Genomic DNA, 18,887 nt, shown 5'->3' with positions numbered 1-18,887 from the left:
ATGAATGCACAATTTGATAAAGTAAGATTACTTACGTATTTCCTATCTGCCATTCTCTCGCACCAACCATACCATTCAGGAAGGACGTTCCACCATGTCAAACGATGCAGCATCCAACAGCTTCTCTCAGCCGGCGCCAATAGATGGAGAAGCCGCAACTCTTCAAGTCTTTAAAGCGAATGATGACACGGTCAAAAAAATCGGGCGGACTTACTTCCATAACGATGCATTATGGATGGCCTTGTCCGGTTGCGGCGTTGAATTTCGTTTCTATGGGAAAAAGGCGGAGATCGCCATAAAGGGGGATGAAATCGCTGTCAGCCCCACCAATCATACGAGAATCGGGATCGTTGTCAACGGCGAACGCGTGATCGACGATCAGGTGGACGCTCCGTTGAAGACGTATACCGTATTCGAGAGCGATACCGCACAAAACGTAACGGTTCAGGTCATCAAATTATCCGAGGGCATGTCCACGATCGGGATTCACGAAATTCGAGTGGATGCCGAAGGCGGGATCAAGCCAACCCCTGAGCATGCACGCAAAATCGAGTTCATCGGCGATTCCATCACCGCTGGCTATGGGGTTGACGCGGAGAATGAGCTGCGGCCGTTCTCGACGGTAACCGAGGACGTTACGAAAACCTATGCATACAAAACGGTGCAAGCGCTTCAGGCCGATTACAGCATTGTGGCTTACAGCGGGTTCGGCGTACTATCGGGCTATACCAGCAATGATCAACGATCTGACACGATGAGGGTTCCTCTCTACTACAAGAAAATCGGCTTGTCTTCCGGTCATTTCGACGGCACGGTAGAGGTAGAGTCTCTCCCTTGGGATTTCACGACCTTCGTGCCCGATCTGATCGTGCTGAATCTGGGTACGAATGACGACTCCTACACCAAAGATGATGAGGACAAACAGGCGGAGTATGCCAGCCGGTACGTGGAATTTCTTAAGCAGATCAGAAGTCATAATACCGACGCCATGATTCTCTGTGCTCTCGGGATCATGGGAGACCGGCTGTATCCCTTTGTTGAAAAAGCGGTTGCCGATTATACGAGCGAGACAGGAGATTCCCATATCGCTACGATGAAGTTTGATGTCCAGCTGGCAGAGGATGGTTATGGAGCAGATTGGCATCCGTCGGAAGTGACCCAAACCAAAGCAGCCGCGAAGCTGATTGCTCGAATCAAGGAACTCATGAACTGGTCATGAGCCATCACTTTCCAAAGGATGATGTCCATTGGCAATTTCCAAAAAAATCGTGTTAATTGGATTAGCCTTTACGATGCTTCAACTAGCAGGCTGCTCATCGAGCGAACGTTCTTCCGAGAGCAGTCCTGCATCCACAAAACAGATCGAGAAGGAGAACACCGTGCAGCCTGAGCCCTCTTTGACAGCCAATCCGGATAACCAAACCATGGTGGAGCGATCCCTCGTTAGCACCGGCAATACCTACCGGATGAAAAAGGCCATTGAAAAAGCCCGCAGCGGGCAGGAAACCACCATCGCCTATTTGGGAGGATCGATCACGCAGGGGTTCAACGGAGGAGAGGAGAACTACGCGAAGCTTTCCTTCCAATCCTTTGCCGATCAGTATGGAACAGGCGACAACGTCAAGTACGTCAACGCGGGGATGGCCGGCACCCCCTCCATGCTCGGGTTGATCCGAGCGGAGCGCGATGTGCTGCAGCATGAACCGGATATCGTCTTCGTCGAGTTCGCGGTCAATGACGCGAATGACGAGCTGAACATGACCGCTTACGAAAGTCTCTTGCGCCGAATCCTGGATAGCAAGAAACAGCCGGCTGTGGTGCTGATTTTTACAGTAACCGATACCGGATACTCCGCTCAGAAGGAAATGGAGAGCATTGGGCGCCATTACGACTTGCCGATGATCAGCGTGAAAGATGCGATCATGCCGGAGATCGAGGCGGGCGCCATGACTTGGCTTGACTATTCCGACGACACGGTTCATCCGGATGTGAAGGGACACGCGCTCATCACGGAATTCGTCCGGCATTATTATCAGGTCCTCGAAAGCGAGGAGAAAGACAACAAACCGGTGATCCCCGATACGACCGTCTACGGCAAAGTCTTTGAGAACATGGTGATGCTGGATGCCACAAATACGAAAGCGGTTACAACGGGAAGCTTCGCCGAAGAGGCGACGATTCAGCAGTTCCCGAGCGGCTGGACTCATCGGGCGGATGGGGGAAACGACAGCTTCGTGCTTGAGCTGACAGCCAGCAGTCTATTCATCGTGACGAAGGAAAGCAATGATGCTTCGACCGGTACCATCGTCATTCTGGTCGATGGCGAGCCAAAGCTCTCGATTGACGGATACAACACCTCCGGCTGGAACAATCCCGCGACGAAGCTTGTCTTCCAAGAAGAGAAAGCCGGAAAACATCGGATTGAGATTCGTATGGGTTTGGGCTCGGAGACAAAGGAGTTTTCTATTCTGGCATTTGGGGTCGCGAAATGAAGAAGGAATCGAGTTCCGAATGAGCGTCTGACGACAGTACAACCAGGTCTTGAATAAGGGAGAGTATCCATTAGCATGCGGAGAATGAGAGCACACCGATTTGGAAGCGCTTTTCTGTTGATTTGTCTATGCATGGGCTTGTTGGGGATCGGACTGCCGACTCGATCCGTTAACGCCGATCCGTCCGAAGCGGCCAGCGACTTGCAGCATTTTGTCGAGGCTATGCAGCCGGGCTGGAATATGGGCAATACCTTCGAGGCGAGCGGTGATGAGACGTCATGGGGTAATCCCGCTGTGACGAAGGAACTGATCCAGGCGATCAAAGACCAGGGCTATCGCAGCATCCGGATTCCGATCACGTGGAATCACCGATTGGGAGACGCGCCAGACTATAAAATCCAGGATGAATTCATGTCCCGGATTCAAGAGGTTGTCGATTGGTCCCTTGCTGCGGGATTAGCGGTTATCATCAACGTGCACCATGATTCTCACTGGATGCTGAACATGGCGACCGAGCACGATACGGTTATGAGCAAATACAACGCGGTATGGCGTCAGATCGCGGCTCATTTCAAAGACTACCCGAACACGCTCCTGTTCGAAAGCGTCAATGAACCGCGATTCTCTGACGATTGGAACAAGGATGATCCTACGTATTTCGAGATGGTGGATGAATTGAACACTTCGTTTACCAAGCTCGTAAGGGAGAGCGGAGGGAAGAACCGAACACGTCCGCTTGTCCTCTCCCCAATAACTGCGAATCATACTCAGGCGAGGCTCGATGAGCTGTACAAGACGATCAAGAAGCTGAACGATCCCAATCTGATTGCGACGTTCCACTACTACGGCTACTATCCTTTCAGCGTCAATGTTGCCGGGTCGACCACTTTCGACGAGACGGCCAAGAAGGAGGTTACCGATGCATTCGACCGCGCCTATAACACCTTCGTCGCTCGCGGAATCCCCGTCATTATCGGTGAATTTGGACTCTTGGGCTTTGACAAAAGTGTGGAAACGATCCAGCACGGAGAAGTGTTGAAGTATCTGGAGTACGTCACGTATTATGCTCGAGAGAAGAAGATGCCCGCCATGCTGTGGGATAACGGCCAGCATTTCGACCGGAATGCCTTCTTGTGGAAAAATCCCGACTTCTACGCCGTCATGAAAGCGGGTCTTACCGGACGATCGTCCAATGCGCTCTCCGACTCCATCTATCTGCGGAAGGGAGAGGAGATTCAAGATGTTACGGTTCCGATGAACTTGAACGGCAATACGCTAACCGGCATCAAGTCCGGCGATCGTGTGCTCGCAGCCGGAACCGATTATGTCATGAACGGGGAGAGCCTGATCTTGAAGGCGGATCTGCTGCGTTCTCTAGCGGCGGAGGAACTTGGAAGCAAGGCCACACTCACCTGTTCCTTCTCATCGGGAGCCGACTGGCAATTCCATGTAATCCGTTATGATACGCCGGTTACGCGAAGCGCGGAAGGGACGCGGGACTTGTCGGTTATCCCGGTCAAGTTCAATGGAGATCGGCTGGCGACCATGGAAGCCGCCTATACGGCGGGAGGCAATGCGGGACCAGATGATTGGACGCCTTACAAGGAATTCGGCAAAGCCTTCGAACTCGACTACGAGAACAATCTCATCAAGCTGCCAAAAGCATTCTTCGAGCAAGTGAAGGACGGCGATGTGCAGATCAAGCTGCATTTTTGGAGCGGCAACGTACTCGATTACAAGCTGTCTGTCAGCGGCAGCCAAGTAATCGGCACGTCGCCAACCGACGAGAAGGTTGCACAAGAAAGCAAGGAAGCGACGGTTTCTCCTACACCTGCCGCTGCGGCAACAACAACGCCAGCTCCTGATGTGAAACCGGCAAGCCAAGGGGAGTCGAGCCATCAGATTTATTATTGGGGTGGCGGAATCGCATTGCTGTTGATTTTGCTGGGGCTCGTAGTGGTGATGGTTCGGAGGAATCGCCGCAAATAGCCGTGAAGGCGCTCTAGCTCACACCGTGCGCTTGGATCATACACGTAACATCATAATAAGGACGCTCCTCAGCGGGAGCGTCCTTTTCCTTCATGGGTACTTGTCTGAAGAGCGCCTGAAATCCTTGTTAATCGTTGCTCTTAATTCACGCCAACCGCCGTATACGCCTTGGTGACGGCGGTCACTTGAGCCGAACCGGAACCGTACAGCTCGATTGCCGATTGAATCACCGCTGCGCGGGCGGCCGAGAAGTTGGAGGAGGTCGTCAGGTAGTGGACGAGTGCGTTGTAGTAGATTTGCACGGCAGCCTCACGTCCGATCCCCGTGATCGTTACGCCGTTGAACGTTCCGCCTTGGACAGCCAGGTAGAAGGCTTTGTTGTTGATTCCGCTGTTGGTATGAACGCCGCCGTTATCGCTGCTGCCGGTATAACGGTTAGCGTACTTGTCTGGTTGACCGTACAGGGTGGGGTTAGCCAGAGAGCGGAGGGCGTCTCCCGTTACTCCCGGAGTGTACACATCGTCTCCGATCAGCCAGCCGTCGGCTTCAATTGAGTTCCCGATGATGTCGGAAAAGGATTCATTGAGCGCTCCCGGTTCCCCGTAATACTCCAGGTTGGCGGTATGCTCGGTTACACCGTGGGTGAGCTCATGGCCGACTACATCCAGATCGCCGGACAGAGCTCGGAAGGTAACGCCATCTCCGTCTCCATAAACAATCTGGGAGCCATTCCAAAAGGCATTGTTATACGAGCTGGAGTAATGCACGGTGGATTTGATTTGCAGCCCGCTGCCATCCAAGCTCTTACGGCCAAAATGCGAGAGGTAGTAGTCATAAACTTTTTCCGCATAAGCATGGGCATCGACCCCAGCACGATCGGTCCAGACGTTGGTGGTGCTGGTCAAGAGCGTTCCGGGCAGAGAAGTCTTGTTCTTGGCCGTATAGGTTACGATGCCTTTCCCCCGGGTGCTGTCATAGAGCTGATAGGTGGAACCGGAAAGGCGAGTCTCGAAGGTCTTGGTATCTCCCAGCACCCCGGTCCCTGTGCCGGTAACATTTTCGAGAATGTTGTACTTAAAGAGGACGCTCCCATCTTCGGCGGAGATGAAATAGCGAATGCGGAGCGGTTCCGGTTCCAGGACATTGACCTCCGTTTTATAGGCCAGCTTGGGCACGCCATCAACGAAGAAATAATACAGATCTGCTTTCGGAGTAAGCTCATCCTCGCCAAGCGGTCCATACTCTAGTGCGGCATCCTTATCGGCAGCCAAGATGGCATCCTTCTCGGATAAGAGGCTGGCTTTCGATAGAGTTAGCGGATACGTCTGATAGACGGTTTGAACCACACTGCCCAGCAAGGCGGTTACATTCCCATCCTTATCCACGTGCAGCGTTTGGTCCGCTCCATATACCGGGATGCCGGAGATGGTCTGGGTTAACCGATAATGTGTCGTTCCCGTAGCGCTGTTCGTTTGCTGTTCTTGGATGACAAATTGATTGCGGATATCGTCTTGTGCATTGACCTTTAAGCTGTCTTTGACGCTGTCCAGATAGGCCCAAACCTTGTCCTCTGAGCTGATTCCCGCAGGTGCCTTCCAAGCATCACCCGATAAAGTGATGGTCGACGATTCCGTGAAAAGCTCGCTCGGTTTGCCGTAATCTTCACGCTCAGCCGCAGTTCCCGCCGAAGCGAATGAACCCAAAGCTAGAAAGCCTGCAAGAAGGGTTGCCATTTTCTTTTTCATAAATCATAATTCCTCCAATCTGAATAGTTGGATTTTGGGTAATGAACTGACACATAGGCATTCTTCTTGGCTGATTCCAGGTGCGATCTAAGAGGCAAAGAAAATCGCGACAGGACGACAGGCAACGGAACCGGAAGCTAGATTATTGGGCTTAGGGCATCACCCCTCTCGCAAAATGGATATAATTACCTAAATGATCTATTATTTAGTGATTCTACAATTAAAATTAAAGAATGTGAATATGAATTTAGAAATAATGGTATTGTAAGCGATATTAAGTTTGACAAAATAGTGAATGGAGCAATTACAACCAATCACAGGACTGATGAGCAGAATGATAGAAAAGCCGCCTACCTCTATCAAAGAGATAAGCGGCTCGTATTCATTTATTCGTACATCATTCGGAACGTGAGACCTTCATACAGAGCTGCGGTTCCGTGTCAGGCTTTCGGCAAGGCTCGCATTCGGTAACCCCAAACTTTCTGGCACTTGCGATCGATGCTTGGTTATGGGGGTGGGTCTTGCTTCCGCTCTTGATCCCAATAATGATACCCGCATGTTCCAATAAACGCATCGGTTTCTATATCGAACATTCCATAACGAAGGTAGTCTTTTCCCTCTGGTTGCAGGTAATGGTCAATGATAGCGATGGCTTCTTCTCGATCACAAGGCGGTTCACTGAAATAGCTGCACATATCCGGGTCGGAGAATTGCCTATGAACAGCCTCTATATCTGCATGAGTAAGCAAGCGGAATTTCATCCGTTTTGTCTCAAAAGGGTCTGATAACCTCATTACGATCCCTATTTCGTGGAGGGAAGAAACAAAGATTCTAATCCTTAGGTCAATCGGATCTAAGATCGTCAGGCTTCTTTCCCCTCATTCATTTTGGATAACACATCGATCCTCTCCTTTCCTCAAAATTTAACCGTTTCAATCCTATCCCTATCTTTTCCAGGAGTCAAGGGTTGATCTTCTTTCATAGCCGGACAGAAGCCTGGATTCGCCCTGCATAATGCTAGTGCATAGGTGGGCTGAAGCTTGGCGAGCTCAGTAAAATAGCTGGAGATGACATGGTTGAGACCGAAGGCACCGTTCTGGAAGGACATGGAGATGTGACCGGGAACGTGGCGATAGAAGTAGGTTATCTCTTGCTTGGGGAGCTTGTAGGCGGTTGGAGGGACATAGGTGACAACATCGAAGAGATTGGCAAAGCGATAGCTGTCGGGCACATAGCCCGCAAAAGCTTCGGAGAACGCCGGATCGCCTACGCGGGGAGAGCCGAAGGTGTAGAGGCTGAAGGACGGGAAATCCGTATTCGTGGCGATGTCAAAGGCACATAAAGTCGCAAGCGCCGCGCCGAGGCTGTGTCCGGTTATGGTCACTCCTTTATCCGTTGGCAATTGCGTCAGAGCGGTGAAGATCCCGTCGCGTGCGGACGAATAAATGTCGGTAAAGCCCCGATGGGTCATACAGAGCTCATGGACATAGCGGAACTTCTGTTGCGAGGCGATGACGTCCGATATCCAATCATTGGCGGAGCTGGTGCCCCGAAAAGCGATGAGAATCTCCAGCGGCGATTCCAGGATAAACCCGAAGGGCTCCCAAGCCGAGCTGAACGAGGTCGCTTGGATCGTATGCCGAAGCGAATAGCCCTCCGGAAGAACGAACGAGCCGTTCGGATTCGAGTATTGCGCATAGGTCTGGGAGCAGACTGCGGCGAGAAAGATCGCCCGCTGTTCAATGTCGGATTTTCGGAGCATCCCAAGCCCACCTCCCTTCCTTATCCATGTATGATTCGGAAAGGGGATCGGTGCTTGCTCGTTTTTGTGCGCTGCTCTTGAAATTGGAAATCATCAGTGATATGATTTTATTGAAAATAATCTCAATGAGAAATTTCTCAACAAAAATCCTTCCGAGGTGAAAGGTATGGGCAAACGCGAGGAGCAAAAGGAACAACGCCGCAATGAAATCCTGACTGCAGCCTTGGATTTGTTTGTTAAAAATGGCTACGGGGCAACCCGAATCGTTGATATTGTCGAACAGGCAAAGATCAGTATGGGACTTCTGTTTCATTATTTTGGATCCAAGGAGCAGCTCTACCACGAGCTCATCAAAACGGGTTACCATACGATCAATTATGAGCTGAATGGTGAAGGCTCTCCACTGGCTATATTTGAAGCTGTAGCCCAAAGCATCTTCGATAAGTTGAGAGATGAACCGGATGCCGGGAAAATCTTTGTTTTGTTGGGGGAAGCTTTGCGCAACGACAGCATACCGGCCGCATCAAGAGACTTGATGGCTCAAGTGGATGTGGTCACTCGAAGCGTTCCCCTTATCGAGAAGGGACAAGCATTGGGCGAAATTCGGGAAGGAAATTCTTTGGCGTTGGCCCTTGTTTTTTGGGATGCGATTCAAGGGATAGCGGAGAGGGTTGCCGTCAACCCGGAGCTGCCTTCACCTGAGGTAGACTGGATTCTTGCGATTTTAAGAAAAGATAGAGGAGAGAGGCTGTTATGAACAAGATGCTGATCGCAAATTTAGTGAAGAGTATGGAATTGAAGAGAGAGGATATCGTTCTGGTGCAGTTGTGGGGAGAAAATGAGCAGCTCGGAACTCTCGATGACTTCTGTGTAGAAATTGCCTCATGGGGAGCCGCATTTATCAAGCTGCAGCATTCAAGATTGCTTTACAAGGACATTTTCGAACGGACACCGGAGGACGCCGACTGTTATACGGAAGATTATTTCAAGGTCTTTGAGCCCGTAACGGTTGTGATTGATTTAATGGCTTACCAACCGGCCGTTCCCCATCCAGATTTTCCAATAACCAAAATGAATTCGTATAAGCGATATATGAGAAGCTTAATGACGGCTTTGGCATCCAAAGAAACTTTTATCCAGCTTCGACTTCCTACGATAGAGATGGCGATGGAATCCGGGGTCGCCTATCCGAAATTTAGCCGCATGCTAGAAAATGCCTATGCAGTCGATTATGACGACCTGAAGGACCGATGTGAAACGGCAATCAGCCGCTTTAAAGGAACGAAATCGATTGAAATTGTGACGGACAACCAACATACGTTGACTTTATCCGTTGAAGGCAGAGAGTGGTACAAAGATGCCGGGAATGGCGATTTCCCTTCTGGCGAAGTCTACATAGCACCTTTGGAAGCATCCGCTAAGGGCAGTTTGTTCATGAAGGAGGCTTTCTTCGAGGGGACCTCCTATCGAGAGCTGATTCTCGTATTTAGCGACGGGATTCTTGCATCTACGAATCATGACGATCTCAATGACGTGATCGAACAACTGCCTGAACGTGCGAATGTTCTATGCGAGTTTGGAATTGGTTTAAACCTAAACATCGATGAACTTACTGGCTTTCCGGTCTTTGATGAAAAAGCATATGGCACCTGCCATATCGGTCTTGGAATGAACAGCCTATTTGGCGGTCAAAACCATTGCGCGTACCATACGGATATCGTGTTTAAAGGCGATGTGTCAATCGATGGGAAGCGAGTCGTCTCAAATGGAGAATTGGTGGACGAGTGGATTGAAAAACATAACGAACAAGAACGATTAAAGTTAATGCCTTCTTCTAGTCATTATAGTGGGATTTCCATGTGAAAAGTTGAGAGACACAATCATTTTATGACGGATTTGTGTCTTGATCGAAGCAATAGGAGTGTGGGAAAAAGATGGAAATAAAGGTATATACCTTACATGCATTTGCGAAAACAAAAGAAGGCGGAAACGCTGCAGGGGTTGTCATGAACGCAGATTCATTATCAGAGCTAGAAATGAAAAGAATTGCTGCTTTTCTAGGATTCAGTGAAACTGCGTTTGTGATGCAATCAGACGTGGCCGACTTTCGGGTAAGATTCTTTACACCTAATCAGGAGGTGGATTTATGCGGTCATGCTACGATCGCAACCTTCTATGCCATGGCAAGTCTGGGATGGGTAAAACAAGGATTCTATAAACAGGAAACCAAGGCTGGGATACTGGGAATCGAAATTAATGAAGATAACTCCATCATGATGAATCAGTCCGCCCTTGTTTTTTCGGAAATCATCGATAAAGATGAGCTTGCAGATTCATTAAACATCAAGCCTTCGCAGCTTCTAGAACATTTGCCGGCACAAGTTGTATCAACAGGACTTCGCGATATTCTGGTTCCGGTAGCTAGTATGGAGGTTCTACATGCAATCCAACCTGATAGAGAGAAGATTAAGGAAATCAGCAGGAAGTACAACGCAGTTGGCTATCATGTTTTTACCCTAGAATCCTTATATGGTGCTAATGCTCATTGTAGAAACTTTGCTCCGCTCTATGAGATCCCGGAGGAATCGGCAACAGGAACATCAAATGGCGCACTTGGTTGCTACTTGTATCATTATGGAAAGATCAATGACAAACAAGCCTCAAACATAATCTTTGAACAAGGGTATTCCATGAGCAAGCCATCTGAAATTCGGGTTTCTTTAGTTGTAAAAGATCATGAAATTCATGAAGTCAAGGTTGGAGGGAGTGCGATGAACTTCACTTTAATGGAAGTTGAGAGCTTAGGTTAATCCATAATGATTTCTATCATTTTTTGCATAGCTTTTTTTGCTTCTGGAATGGGGAATACAGGGAACACATGGTTCATTTTGGGGTACTCGTGATAATGGATGAATACTTTTTCTTTATCAGCTAGAGTCTTGAATTTTCGGGCATCCGGCAAGAACAATTCGTGAGTACCAACGAATAATGAAATTTTACCTAAGCCTTGAAGAGGTCCGTTAATCGGACTTAATAAAAAGTTACTTGTTTTCGTATCCCCAGCAAACGTTTTGCCAACCTCAATCAAAAGATTTACATCAAGCATAGGTTCTTTCGCTTCCATTGCGGTTATTTTCGGGTTCTGTAATGAGATGTCCAGCCATGGGGAGAGAAGGATGATATTGCCTGGCTGGGGAATGCCCTTTTCCAACAAGAGTTGTGCTAAAGCAAGTGCAAAGCCACCCCCAGCGGAGTCACCCATCAAGACAATATTGTCTGGCGAAGTCTTAGTTAGCAAGTCTTCATAAATGGGAAGGACCTTCTCGAAAGCTTCCTTGTACTGATGATTCGGTGCTTTGGGATACACGGGTACCGTTATTGTTCCATTCAACTTTTGGGATAACTTGTCCAAAAAACGCCAATGCCAGGAAAGGGGTTGTTCAATATACCCTCCACCATGCAGATACAGAATTTGTCGGGTATCCGGGTGTAAGGCTGATTTCAACATGTAGGTATCTAATGAATAGGAATTATTAATCAGGATGTTATAGTTTTGCTTCAGCTTAGCGGGTAGTACATAAGGGGTTTCATTGGCTATCCTTCTTTGTTCCATATAAGTAGAGGTGTTGATTTGTTTTTTATTTAGGAAAAGTAACCGTTCGACAAGAAAACTTTGCCAACTTCTCATCCTGATGACCTCCTTGCTGTGAATAAAAAAACTAAGTCTATAATAAGTACCCTTGATTTATGTATCATACCAATGAATTGTGGTAAAATAAATTTAATTAAAATTTACTTATATAAATTATTTATTTAGGATGAGGGAGCATGAATATCACGCAACTCCACTATTTGATTACGGCTGCTAGTTGTGGAACTTTCACTAAGGCGGCCAGTATGCATCATATGACAGTGCCTACGATTAGCCAATCGATACGGCAGTTAGAAGATGAATTGGATACTGTTATCTTTCATCGCACGAAGAAAGGGATCGTTCCAACGAAAGAAGGACAACTGATCCTTAAACACGCAGCATCAGTTCTCAAAAATGTGGAGATGATGAAACAAGAACTATCCCAACTTAAAGAGGACTCTTCAGAAACGATTATTATTTCCACCATACCTGGAATGGTTCCACAAGTTGTCCAAACGACGATTGAATTTGCTAAAAAATATCCTTTACTCAATGTTCAAATGATCGAGGGGGATACGCAGACCGTACTAAATCACGTCAATGAAGGGTATGCAAGCATGGGGGTGATTTCTTACAGTTCTGAACAGCAGGATGATTCTATGGAGTGGATGCCGATCATTCAAGGTAAAGCCGTGTTGATCGTGAATAAGAAGTCCTCTCTGCGTTTTTTAGATGCTGTAACTGCTGAAGATTTAGAGAATGAAGGATTTGTCCTTTATAAAGATGAATTTATTGAATTGATTGCTCAAGAATTGATATCTGCACATCCTACAAATCGCATTGCCCTCTCTACCAATAATATGGATGCCTTATATCAAATGGTTGTTCATGGGGACACCATTACGATTGGACCTGATTTTATCATTCATTCCTTGCCTTCGAGTTATCAAGAACAGATCGTGACGATTCCATTGAAGCAGTATCATTCAAAACCGGTTTTTTTAGGAAGGATCACTAGAAAAAAGGAACAAGCTACGAGGATGGTTGAGGAGTTCACAGCGAGGTTATCCGAATTGTTCAATAGATAGGTAATGGGTGATACAAGCCTGTCTTCCCACACGTACTTCTCATTGATGGGATGTTCGCGCGGGTCTATTTTTGATGCTTTCGCCGTTGGATTTGGCGGAGGCTTTTTATTTTGGTGGAAAAGGACATCGTTCGTCATATTTTTCCATTTCATTGTATAATAAGTGCAAAGTCTATAGGACAATTTGAGTCTCGTGGGAGATTAACAAACTTCGTGAATATTACGTTATAAGAAATCCACGCACATTATATTGATAGGAGCTAAAGCATGCAACCAGATTCATGGATTGATGAATATATTAAGCTACTATTTCCAATATCTAATAGTGATTTGAAAATTGAAGAGGCATTAAAACTTAAATTTAATAACACTCCAAATTCACTCTATAAATTTAGGAGCTGTAATGAGTATTCCTTTAAGAACCTAGAAGAAGACTGTATTTGGATGTCAAACCCTGTTAACTTTAACGATCCATATGATTGTGGTATTTCATTTAAATCGGAATCACTTCTAGTTTCTTTACTACGTTCCAAGCTAAATGATATTGGAAGTTATATGGGTGTTAATCTAAGTGAAAAAGATATTTTGTTTCTTGAAAGTAGTAATAATTTTGTTCACGATTTTTTTCACTTACTTTTTCTAAAATAGATATCAAGCTAACTGGTGAGGATGTAAAACTCTTTGCTCAGAGTATGAATAACTACTTTCAAAATGAGCACAAGATAATGATAGAAAATCATAAGAATATGATTTTGAGTAGTAACTATGTTTCATGTTTTAGTGAAACTTATGAATCAATTCTTATGTGGAGCCATTATGCAGATTATCATAGAGGCTTTTGTATAGGATATGATTTTAAATCATTAGGTCTTTCTGATATGAGATTCAGGATGTTAGAACCTGTTGTGTATAGAAACGACATGTTTGATCTATCTTCATTTTTTAATCCTGATACATTAATAAATAATTCTACTAATATTTTTGTCGCACTATACGCTTCGATAGTAAAATCGTCTGAATGGGCATATGAGAAAGAATGGAGAATAGTATCTTCTAATGGAGTATTTGAGAAAGAATGCGTCTTTGTAGTTCCAAAACCAAAAGCAATCTATCTGGGTGTAAAAGTACTTAATAAAGACAGAGAGAAATTATTAATGATTAGTGAAAGAAGAAATATACCAATATATCAAATGAAAATGAGTGAAAATAAGTTTCAATTATATAGTGAGAAAATCTGATGAGTTTATCCAAATTAGGCGTTGACATCTTATAACACCGTATCTTCGCTGCGGGCCATTTATTCGTATGGTACAATATACCTAAATTAGCTATTATCAGACATAGAATCGTAATTTAGAAGCACATTTAGTAATTTGCTGATTTTGGAAATGGATAACTATAAGTATGATTTGATCGTTATATCTCATGAAACGAGGAGGTTAACCATGTATATACATAAAATGATGATTAATAATTTTAGAAATTTCAAAGAACAAGTAATAGAATTTAATGATGGAGTGAATGTAATTATTGGTCATAATAATGCTGGAAAGTCAAATTTATTTAAAGCATTAGCTTTGGTACTTGATTCTCAAAGAACAAAGAGATTGAATGTATATGATTTCAATAAAAATGTTACACTGGCAGAATTGATAGAGAATCCACCTCAAATTAACATATCTTTAGTAATAAAGCAGAGCTTAAATGAAAATTTGAATTCTGATGATTTAGTGACAGTTGGGAATTGGCTTACCAAGTTAGACGAACCATACGAGGCAGTATTAACCTACGATTTTTTTCTTCCTGAAAAAGAAAGAGTTAGTTATGTAGAAGCTATTAGAAATGCCCCTGATTTAGATATAGCTTGGAAAATAATTAATCATGACTTTATAAGGCACTATGTCTATAAAATATGGGGTGGAGATAAGACTACTCGAAACGTTGCTGATAGTGAATCATTACAGAAGTTTGATTTTCAATTTTTAGATGCCATCCGTGATGTTGAGAGAGATATGCTTTCAGGAAGAAATTCTCTTCTTAGAGATGTGTTGGACTTTTTTATGGATTACGAAATCAAATCAGATTTAGATAAATCTGAGGAAGTTAAGAAAATGGAGATTAAGCAGAAAAAGAAGGATTTTAGTGAGATTGCAGATACGTTGTTACGTGACTTACAAAACAGAATGAGTGTTGGTAAGGAACAGATTTTATCATATGCCAAAGATACGGGAGCTTCATTTAACAAAGCAATACCTAATTTTGAAGGAAGTCTCTCAGATGTGGAAATTTTCTCTGCACTTAGGCTTATTGTTGAATATGAATCCGGTATAAAGATACCGGCTACACATAACGGTCTCGGATATAATAACTTAATTTTTATGTCACTGCTTCTATCAAAAATGCAAGTCAATGCTGACGGAAAATATCTAGGGAGTAATGCGAAGGTATTTCCGATATTGGCAATTGAAGAGCCTGAAGCACACCTGCATCCAGCCATGCAGTATCAGTTTTTAAAATTCTTAAAGAAGAATAAAAATGAAAAAAAGGTTAGACAAGTTTTTGTTACTACTCATTCAACACATATTACCTCCTCTGTTTCTCTAGATGAGATGATTTGTTTGCATAGCGATGGAGGAAACACCTCTGTTGGATATCCAGGAAAAGTATTTTCCACTGATGAAAGTAGTAAAAAATATGTACAGCGATTTTTAGATGCGACCAAATCAGATATGCTTTTTGCTCAAAAAGTAATTTTAGTAGAGGGTTTAGCAGAACAATTGTTGCTGTCAGTTTTCGCTAAATATGAAGGTGTTTCTTTAGAAGAAAATCATATTGCAGTTATAAATGTGGGTGGTAGATATTTCAATCATTTTTTACATCTGTTTGACAGTGAGAAAATAAATACTATAAGCAAAAAAATTGTTTGTTTGACAGATCAAGACCCTGAAAGAAAGAAAAAATCATCTAACACTAATTTCAAAAAATGCTATCCGTTTGAATACGACGCTAATACTAAAGAGTATGAGTATAAAAGAAACACTATATCATATCAACCAGGTACTCACCCTAATATTGCATTTTTTAGTCAAGATGAAGTTGAAGGAAAGACATTTGAATATGATTTGATTTTATTTAACCCTTCCCTAGAAATATTAGTGACAGATTCTATGAAAAATCAAGATGAAATTAAAAACTTAATGCAGCTTTATGCATACCAAAAACCACAGACCGATTACGAATCCATACTGAGAAAAAGCGATGAGAATAATAGAATTAATGAAGGTATTAATCAAAATACTTCTTGGAGCGAGAAGCAAAAATGTAGAGGATTAATTGCTTCACGATATCTTAATTTAGTAGGGAAAGGAGAAAACGCTTTGGAGCTTGCATATATTTTGAATGAAAATTTTGAAAACAAAGGAACTGATAAATATTTAAATTTTATTGTTCCTGATTACATAAAAGAAGCCATTGCGTGGTTATGTAAATGATCCCAATAAACTCTGATACATTGATTCCTATTGAGCACCATTTTCGAGTCTCTGCGGGTCCAGGGGCAGGGAAGACTCATTGGTTAGTTGAACATATTAAAAATGTTCTCCATAAATCAACAAGATTAGAGAAAACTCGTAAAGTAGCGTGCATTACGTACACTAATATTGGAGTAGAAACGATTTTGAACCGTTTAAACACTACAATAAACCAAGTGGAAGTATCTACTATCCATAGCTTTCTATACAAACATATTGTAAAACCATACGCTGTTTTCCTTGTTGATGATTATGGATTAAAAGTGGAAGCAATAGACGGACATGATGATATTATTTTATCAAATTATTCTTTTTTAAACGAATGGAAAGACCGAACTCAACAGCAAAGATTCAAGGAAGATAAATTAATTGTTGAAGCTCTTAATTCAACAAAATGGAAATTTGATGATTTAGGAAATTTAGTAGTAAAGCCTGATTATCCTCGTAAGATTGGTAAATATTCTATCAAGAATGATTCGTACTATGAATATAAAAAAATGGCTTGGGAAAGAGGTATAATTCACCACGATGATGTACTCTTTTTTAGTTATCAATTAATTAAGAAGCATCCATTTATTTTAAAAGTGTTACAATCCAAATTCCCATACTTTTTTGTTGATGAATTCCAGGATTCAAATCCTATACAAGTTAAGATTATGGGGTTAATTGGCAAAGAAGAAACGATAGTTGGGATAATTGGTGATAAAGCTCAGTCTATCTATAGCTTTCAAGGAGCAGAACCATCTCAGTTTCATTCATTTAGCTTAAACAACATAGTTGACTATGTAATGGAAGATAACAGACGAAGCACAGATCAAATTATAGATATTTTAAATACAGTACGTGTAGATATAAAACAAAACAAATACAGAAATATAAATGGAGAAAAACCCATAATCATTGTGGGAGAGCGGCTTGATGCTCTAAGATTAGCTAAAGAAGAGAGTAATAACGAGTTGGTAAATTCTTTGTCAAGAATAAATATAATCTCGAATGTAATGAAAAATGAAATAAAAGGAGATTTATTTAACGATAAGCTAATTGAAGAACTTTTAACCGAAGATAATCCTAGCAGTAGCAATAAATACAGAAGTAAAGTGATTATTGCTTGTATAAAGGCAACTGAGCTAGCTCGCCAGAACGAATTTAAAAGTGCAATAAAAGAATTAGAGAGAATTTTCAAAGATAAGAATGACAAAGATAAAGGGAGAAAAGAAGCTTTGAAATTTCTTTGTGTACTCCTTTCTCAGTATGGGGACTTTAAAGAAAAAAGCCTACTAGAATTCCATTCTTTTGTAAAAAGAATAATAAAACCTGATATATCAAATTTATCAAGGGGCGCAGCTAAAACTTTCTATGAAAATCATAGTTACCGGCAATTGGCTTTGTGTGTAAGAATTGATGAAGATACTAGCAGACACAAAACAATTCACAAAGCAAAGGGAGATGAATTTAAAAATGTCTTGGTTGTTCTAAAAGAAGAGAGCGACATCGAATTTTTACTTAATCCTAACTTAAACGATAACGATAAAGAAGAGCAAAGAATAAACTATGTAGCAATAAGCAGAGCTACCGATCGTTTATTTATCAATGTGCCAACATTATCCGAAAAAGAGTCGAAGAAGTTAAAATCACTGTTTGACATTGTAAGAACTGAAACATAAATATTTCATTAGCGATTAGAATCATTCCACAGGAACCAAAGATATTAAACGTACTCATTTCCAATTAATGAAATAACTAAACTAATGACTCCCAGAAGTTTCTCGGAGTTTTTAGCAGATAATAGGGAGAAGAAAATGATAGACGAGTTATTGAAATACTATAAGAGTAACTTATCAACCTATTCATTAGTGTTCAAGTATATGCCATTTTTAAATGCTATGGTCTCATTCCTGTTCGTATTACTTATAATTTCCGGCTACATTCTGATAATAATCTTACCATTAAGTTTCGCTGCTCCAAGTTATGTTAAAGGGTCAGCTATTTTTTTCGGAGGAATATTGATTCTGTCAATACTAGTAATAAGTTTTTTTAACACAAAGGCTAAAAGAATTTTGAATAATCATTATTCTATTCAAGTTAAAAAAGGGGGGTGGAGAACAGAGCAGTTTGAAGATATGCAGAGAAAATTTCTATCTGAATATTTGAAAAGTAAGGGATTATATTCTGAGGAAAAGTTGAATTTATTAATTAAAATATTAGAAAAAGAAATCGTACGAAGTAAACCCCCAACCTTTTTAGCTCCCGGTGCTTTTTTAGCGTTATTTATACCAGTTTGGTCACAATATGCTGTATTCTTTTTTAAAGCTTTTGATAGTACAAAATTCAATGAATCAACCAGTGTTTTTGTAACTTTTACTGTAGCATTATTTATTTCAGTATGTATAGGAACTTTTAAAGCGATGTTTAGTTTAGTTGAAGATTTTTTTATGATAGAAATAAATATTAAAAAGAGATTTTTGGAAAAAGTGGAAGATGCGTTGCTCTTTTATAATGATACATGTGTTGATTTAGAATACGTTCTTAACAGAAGTAATTAGAATAGTGAAACTACTACTCTTGATTAATTGGAAATATTATTAAGAGAGAGAATAGATGGTTGTTTGAAATAAAATGGAAACATAATGCTAGAGTTAATTCGAAAG

The 18,887-nt window shown here is 42.6% G+C and carries 16 protein-coding genes; 12 read left to right on the top strand and 4 right to left on the bottom strand.

The genetic code is table 11. The annotated features are described in order from the left end of the window. Nucleotides 1–94 precede the first annotated feature (94 nt). From BN2684_RS23215 to BN2684_RS23205, 3 genes are all read left to right on the top strand, one after another. Nucleotides 95–1,219, top strand: a complete 1,125-nt coding sequence (locus BN2684_RS23215; protein ID WP_082652148.1) for an SGNH/GDSL hydrolase family protein — start codon at nt 95–97, stop codon at nt 1,217–1,219. 28 nt (nt 1,220–1,247) lie between these two features. Further along, nucleotides 1,248–2,492, top strand: a complete 1,245-nt coding sequence (locus BN2684_RS23210) for an SGNH/GDSL hydrolase family protein (RefSeq protein WP_199825335.1) — start codon at nt 1,248–1,250, stop codon at nt 2,490–2,492. 75 nt (nt 2,493–2,567) lie between these two features. After that, nucleotides 2,568–4,481, top strand: a complete 1,914-nt coding sequence (locus BN2684_RS23205) for a cellulase family glycosylhydrolase (RefSeq protein ID WP_108722244.1) — start codon at nt 2,568–2,570, stop codon at nt 4,479–4,481. A gap of 140 nt (nt 4,482–4,621) precedes the next feature. Here the strand turns inward: BN2684_RS23205 and BN2684_RS23200 are convergent, their stop codons facing one another. The 3 genes from BN2684_RS23200 to BN2684_RS23190 all read right to left on the bottom strand — a co-directional run bounded on the left by BN2684_RS23200 (nt 4,622) and on the right by BN2684_RS23190 (nt 7,988). Next, nucleotides 4,622–6,226 carry a M4 family metallopeptidase gene (locus tag BN2684_RS23200; protein WP_058304439.1) on the bottom strand — a complete coding sequence of 535 codons (1,605 nt, stop codon included), beginning with the start codon at nt 6,224–6,226 and terminating at the stop codon, nt 4,622–4,624. A gap of 506 nt (nt 6,227–6,732) precedes the next feature. Continuing rightward, nucleotides 6,733–6,987: a GNAT family N-acetyltransferase gene (locus BN2684_RS25465; RefSeq protein ID WP_058304438.1), complete on the bottom strand. Its 255-nt coding sequence runs from the start codon at nt 6,985–6,987 to the stop codon at nt 6,733–6,735. A 155-nt stretch (nt 6,988–7,142) separates the two neighbouring features. Next, nucleotides 7,143–7,988: a lipase family protein gene (locus BN2684_RS23190; RefSeq protein WP_058304437.1), complete on the bottom strand. Its 846-nt coding sequence runs from the start codon at nt 7,986–7,988 to the stop codon at nt 7,143–7,145. Nucleotides 7,989–8,154: 166 nt separating this feature from the next. Between BN2684_RS23190 and BN2684_RS23185 the strand changes: the two genes are divergently transcribed. The 3 genes from BN2684_RS23185 to BN2684_RS23175 all read left to right on the top strand — a co-directional run bounded on the left by BN2684_RS23185 (nt 8,155) and on the right by BN2684_RS23175 (nt 10,798). Beyond that, a complete protein-coding gene (locus tag BN2684_RS23185; protein ID WP_058304436.1) occupies nt 8,155–8,745 on the top strand; it encodes a TetR/AcrR family transcriptional regulator in 591 nt (196 codons plus the stop codon). Continuing rightward, on the top strand, nt 8,742–9,851 hold the full coding sequence (locus tag BN2684_RS23180) for an aminopeptidase (protein WP_058304435.1): 1,110 nt from the start codon (nt 8,742–8,744) through the stop codon (nt 9,849–9,851). The genes BN2684_RS23185 and BN2684_RS23180 overlap by 4 nt, the downstream gene beginning before the upstream one ends. Before the next feature lie 71 nt (nt 9,852–9,922). Further along, nucleotides 9,923–10,798, top strand: a complete 876-nt coding sequence (locus BN2684_RS23175; protein WP_058304434.1) for a PhzF family phenazine biosynthesis protein — start codon at nt 9,923–9,925, stop codon at nt 10,796–10,798. On the opposite strand, the gene BN2684_RS23170 is transcribed toward BN2684_RS23175, so the two are convergent. Continuing rightward, nucleotides 10,795–11,676 carry an alpha/beta hydrolase fold domain-containing protein gene (locus BN2684_RS23170; protein ID WP_058304433.1) on the bottom strand — a complete coding sequence of 294 codons (882 nt, stop codon included), beginning with the start codon at nt 11,674–11,676 and terminating at the stop codon, nt 10,795–10,797. The genes BN2684_RS23175 and BN2684_RS23170 overlap by 4 nt on opposite strands. A 140-nt stretch (nt 11,677–11,816) precedes the next feature. On the opposite strand from BN2684_RS23170, the gene BN2684_RS23165 reads away from it, so the two are divergent. From BN2684_RS23165 to BN2684_RS23140, 6 genes are all read left to right on the top strand, one after another. Next, entirely contained in the window at nt 11,817–12,710 is an 894-nt protein-coding gene (locus BN2684_RS23165; RefSeq protein WP_058304432.1) for a LysR family transcriptional regulator, read from the top strand. Between the two features lie 266 nt (nt 12,711–12,976). Continuing rightward, complete coding sequence (locus tag BN2684_RS23160) at nt 12,977–13,357, top strand: hypothetical protein (RefSeq protein WP_058304431.1); 381 nt, start codon at nt 12,977–12,979, stop codon at nt 13,355–13,357. Between the two features lie 77 nt (nt 13,358–13,434). Then, nucleotides 13,435–13,947 carry a DUF2971 domain-containing protein gene (locus BN2684_RS23155; RefSeq protein WP_159065838.1) on the top strand — a complete coding sequence of 171 codons (513 nt, stop codon included), beginning with the start codon at nt 13,435–13,437 and terminating at the stop codon, nt 13,945–13,947. Nucleotides 13,948–14,154: 207 nt separating this feature from the next. Continuing rightward, on the top strand, nt 14,155–16,200 hold the full coding sequence (locus BN2684_RS23150; protein WP_058304429.1) for an ATP-dependent nuclease: 2,046 nt from the start codon (nt 14,155–14,157) through the stop codon (nt 16,198–16,200). Continuing rightward, on the top strand, nt 16,197–17,903 hold the full coding sequence (locus BN2684_RS23145) for a UvrD-helicase domain-containing protein (protein ID WP_058304428.1): 1,707 nt from the start codon (nt 16,197–16,199) through the stop codon (nt 17,901–17,903). The genes BN2684_RS23150 and BN2684_RS23145 overlap by 4 nt, the downstream gene beginning before the upstream one ends. 135 nt (nt 17,904–18,038) lie before the next feature. After that, nucleotides 18,039–18,782: an RNA-dependent RNA polymerase family protein gene (locus tag BN2684_RS23140; RefSeq protein ID WP_058304427.1), complete on the top strand. Its 744-nt coding sequence runs from the start codon at nt 18,039–18,041 to the stop codon at nt 18,780–18,782. Nucleotides 18,783–18,887 lie beyond the last annotated feature (105 nt).

Origin of the sequence: Gorillibacterium timonense (assembly GCF_001457415.1) — a bacterium.
Lineage (GTDB): Bacteria > Bacillota > Bacilli > Paenibacillales > NBRC-103111 > Gorillibacterium > Gorillibacterium timonense.
Note: the sequence above shows the minus strand (reverse complement) of the source record. Positions and strands in the feature narration are given on the sequence as shown.

Bases quoted from the DNA above. Each gene is read 5' to 3' on its own strand.
- BN2684_RS23215 (WP_082652148.1), top strand. From the start codon at position 95: ATGTCAAACGATGCAGCATCCAACAGCTTCTCTCAGCCGGCGCCAATA.
- BN2684_RS23205 (WP_108722244.1), top strand. From the start codon at position 2,568: ATGCGGAGAATGAGAGCACACCGATTTGGAAGCGCTTTTCTGTTGATT.
- BN2684_RS23200 (WP_058304439.1), bottom strand. From the start codon at position 6,226: ATGAAAAAGAAAATGGCAACCCTTCTTGCAGGCTTTCTAGCTTTGGGT.
- BN2684_RS25465 (WP_058304438.1), bottom strand. From the start codon at position 6,987: ATGAAATTCCGCTTGCTTACTCATGCAGATATAGAGGCTGTTCATAGG.
- BN2684_RS23190 (WP_058304437.1), bottom strand. From the start codon at position 7,988: ATGCTCCGAAAATCCGACATTGAACAGCGGGCGATCTTTCTCGCCGCA.
- BN2684_RS23185 (WP_058304436.1), top strand. From the start codon at position 8,155: ATGGGCAAACGCGAGGAGCAAAAGGAACAACGCCGCAATGAAATCCTG.
- BN2684_RS23180 (WP_058304435.1), top strand. From the start codon at position 8,742: ATGAACAAGATGCTGATCGCAAATTTAGTGAAGAGTATGGAATTGAAG.
- BN2684_RS23175 (WP_058304434.1), top strand. From the start codon at position 9,923: ATGGAAATAAAGGTATATACCTTACATGCATTTGCGAAAACAAAAGAA.
- BN2684_RS23170 (WP_058304433.1), bottom strand. From the start codon at position 11,676: ATGAGAAGTTGGCAAAGTTTTCTTGTCGAACGGTTACTTTTCCTAAAT.
- BN2684_RS23165 (WP_058304432.1), top strand. From the start codon at position 11,817: ATGAATATCACGCAACTCCACTATTTGATTACGGCTGCTAGTTGTGGA.
- BN2684_RS23160 (WP_058304431.1), top strand. From the start codon at position 12,977: ATGCAACCAGATTCATGGATTGATGAATATATTAAGCTACTATTTCCA.
- BN2684_RS23155 (WP_159065838.1), top strand. From the start codon at position 13,435: ATGATAGAAAATCATAAGAATATGATTTTGAGTAGTAACTATGTTTCA.
- BN2684_RS23150 (WP_058304429.1), top strand. From the start codon at position 14,155: ATGTATATACATAAAATGATGATTAATAATTTTAGAAATTTCAAAGAA.
- BN2684_RS23145 (WP_058304428.1), top strand. From the start codon at position 16,197: ATGATCCCAATAAACTCTGATACATTGATTCCTATTGAGCACCATTTT.
- BN2684_RS23140 (WP_058304427.1), top strand. From the start codon at position 18,039: ATGATAGACGAGTTATTGAAATACTATAAGAGTAACTTATCAACCTAT.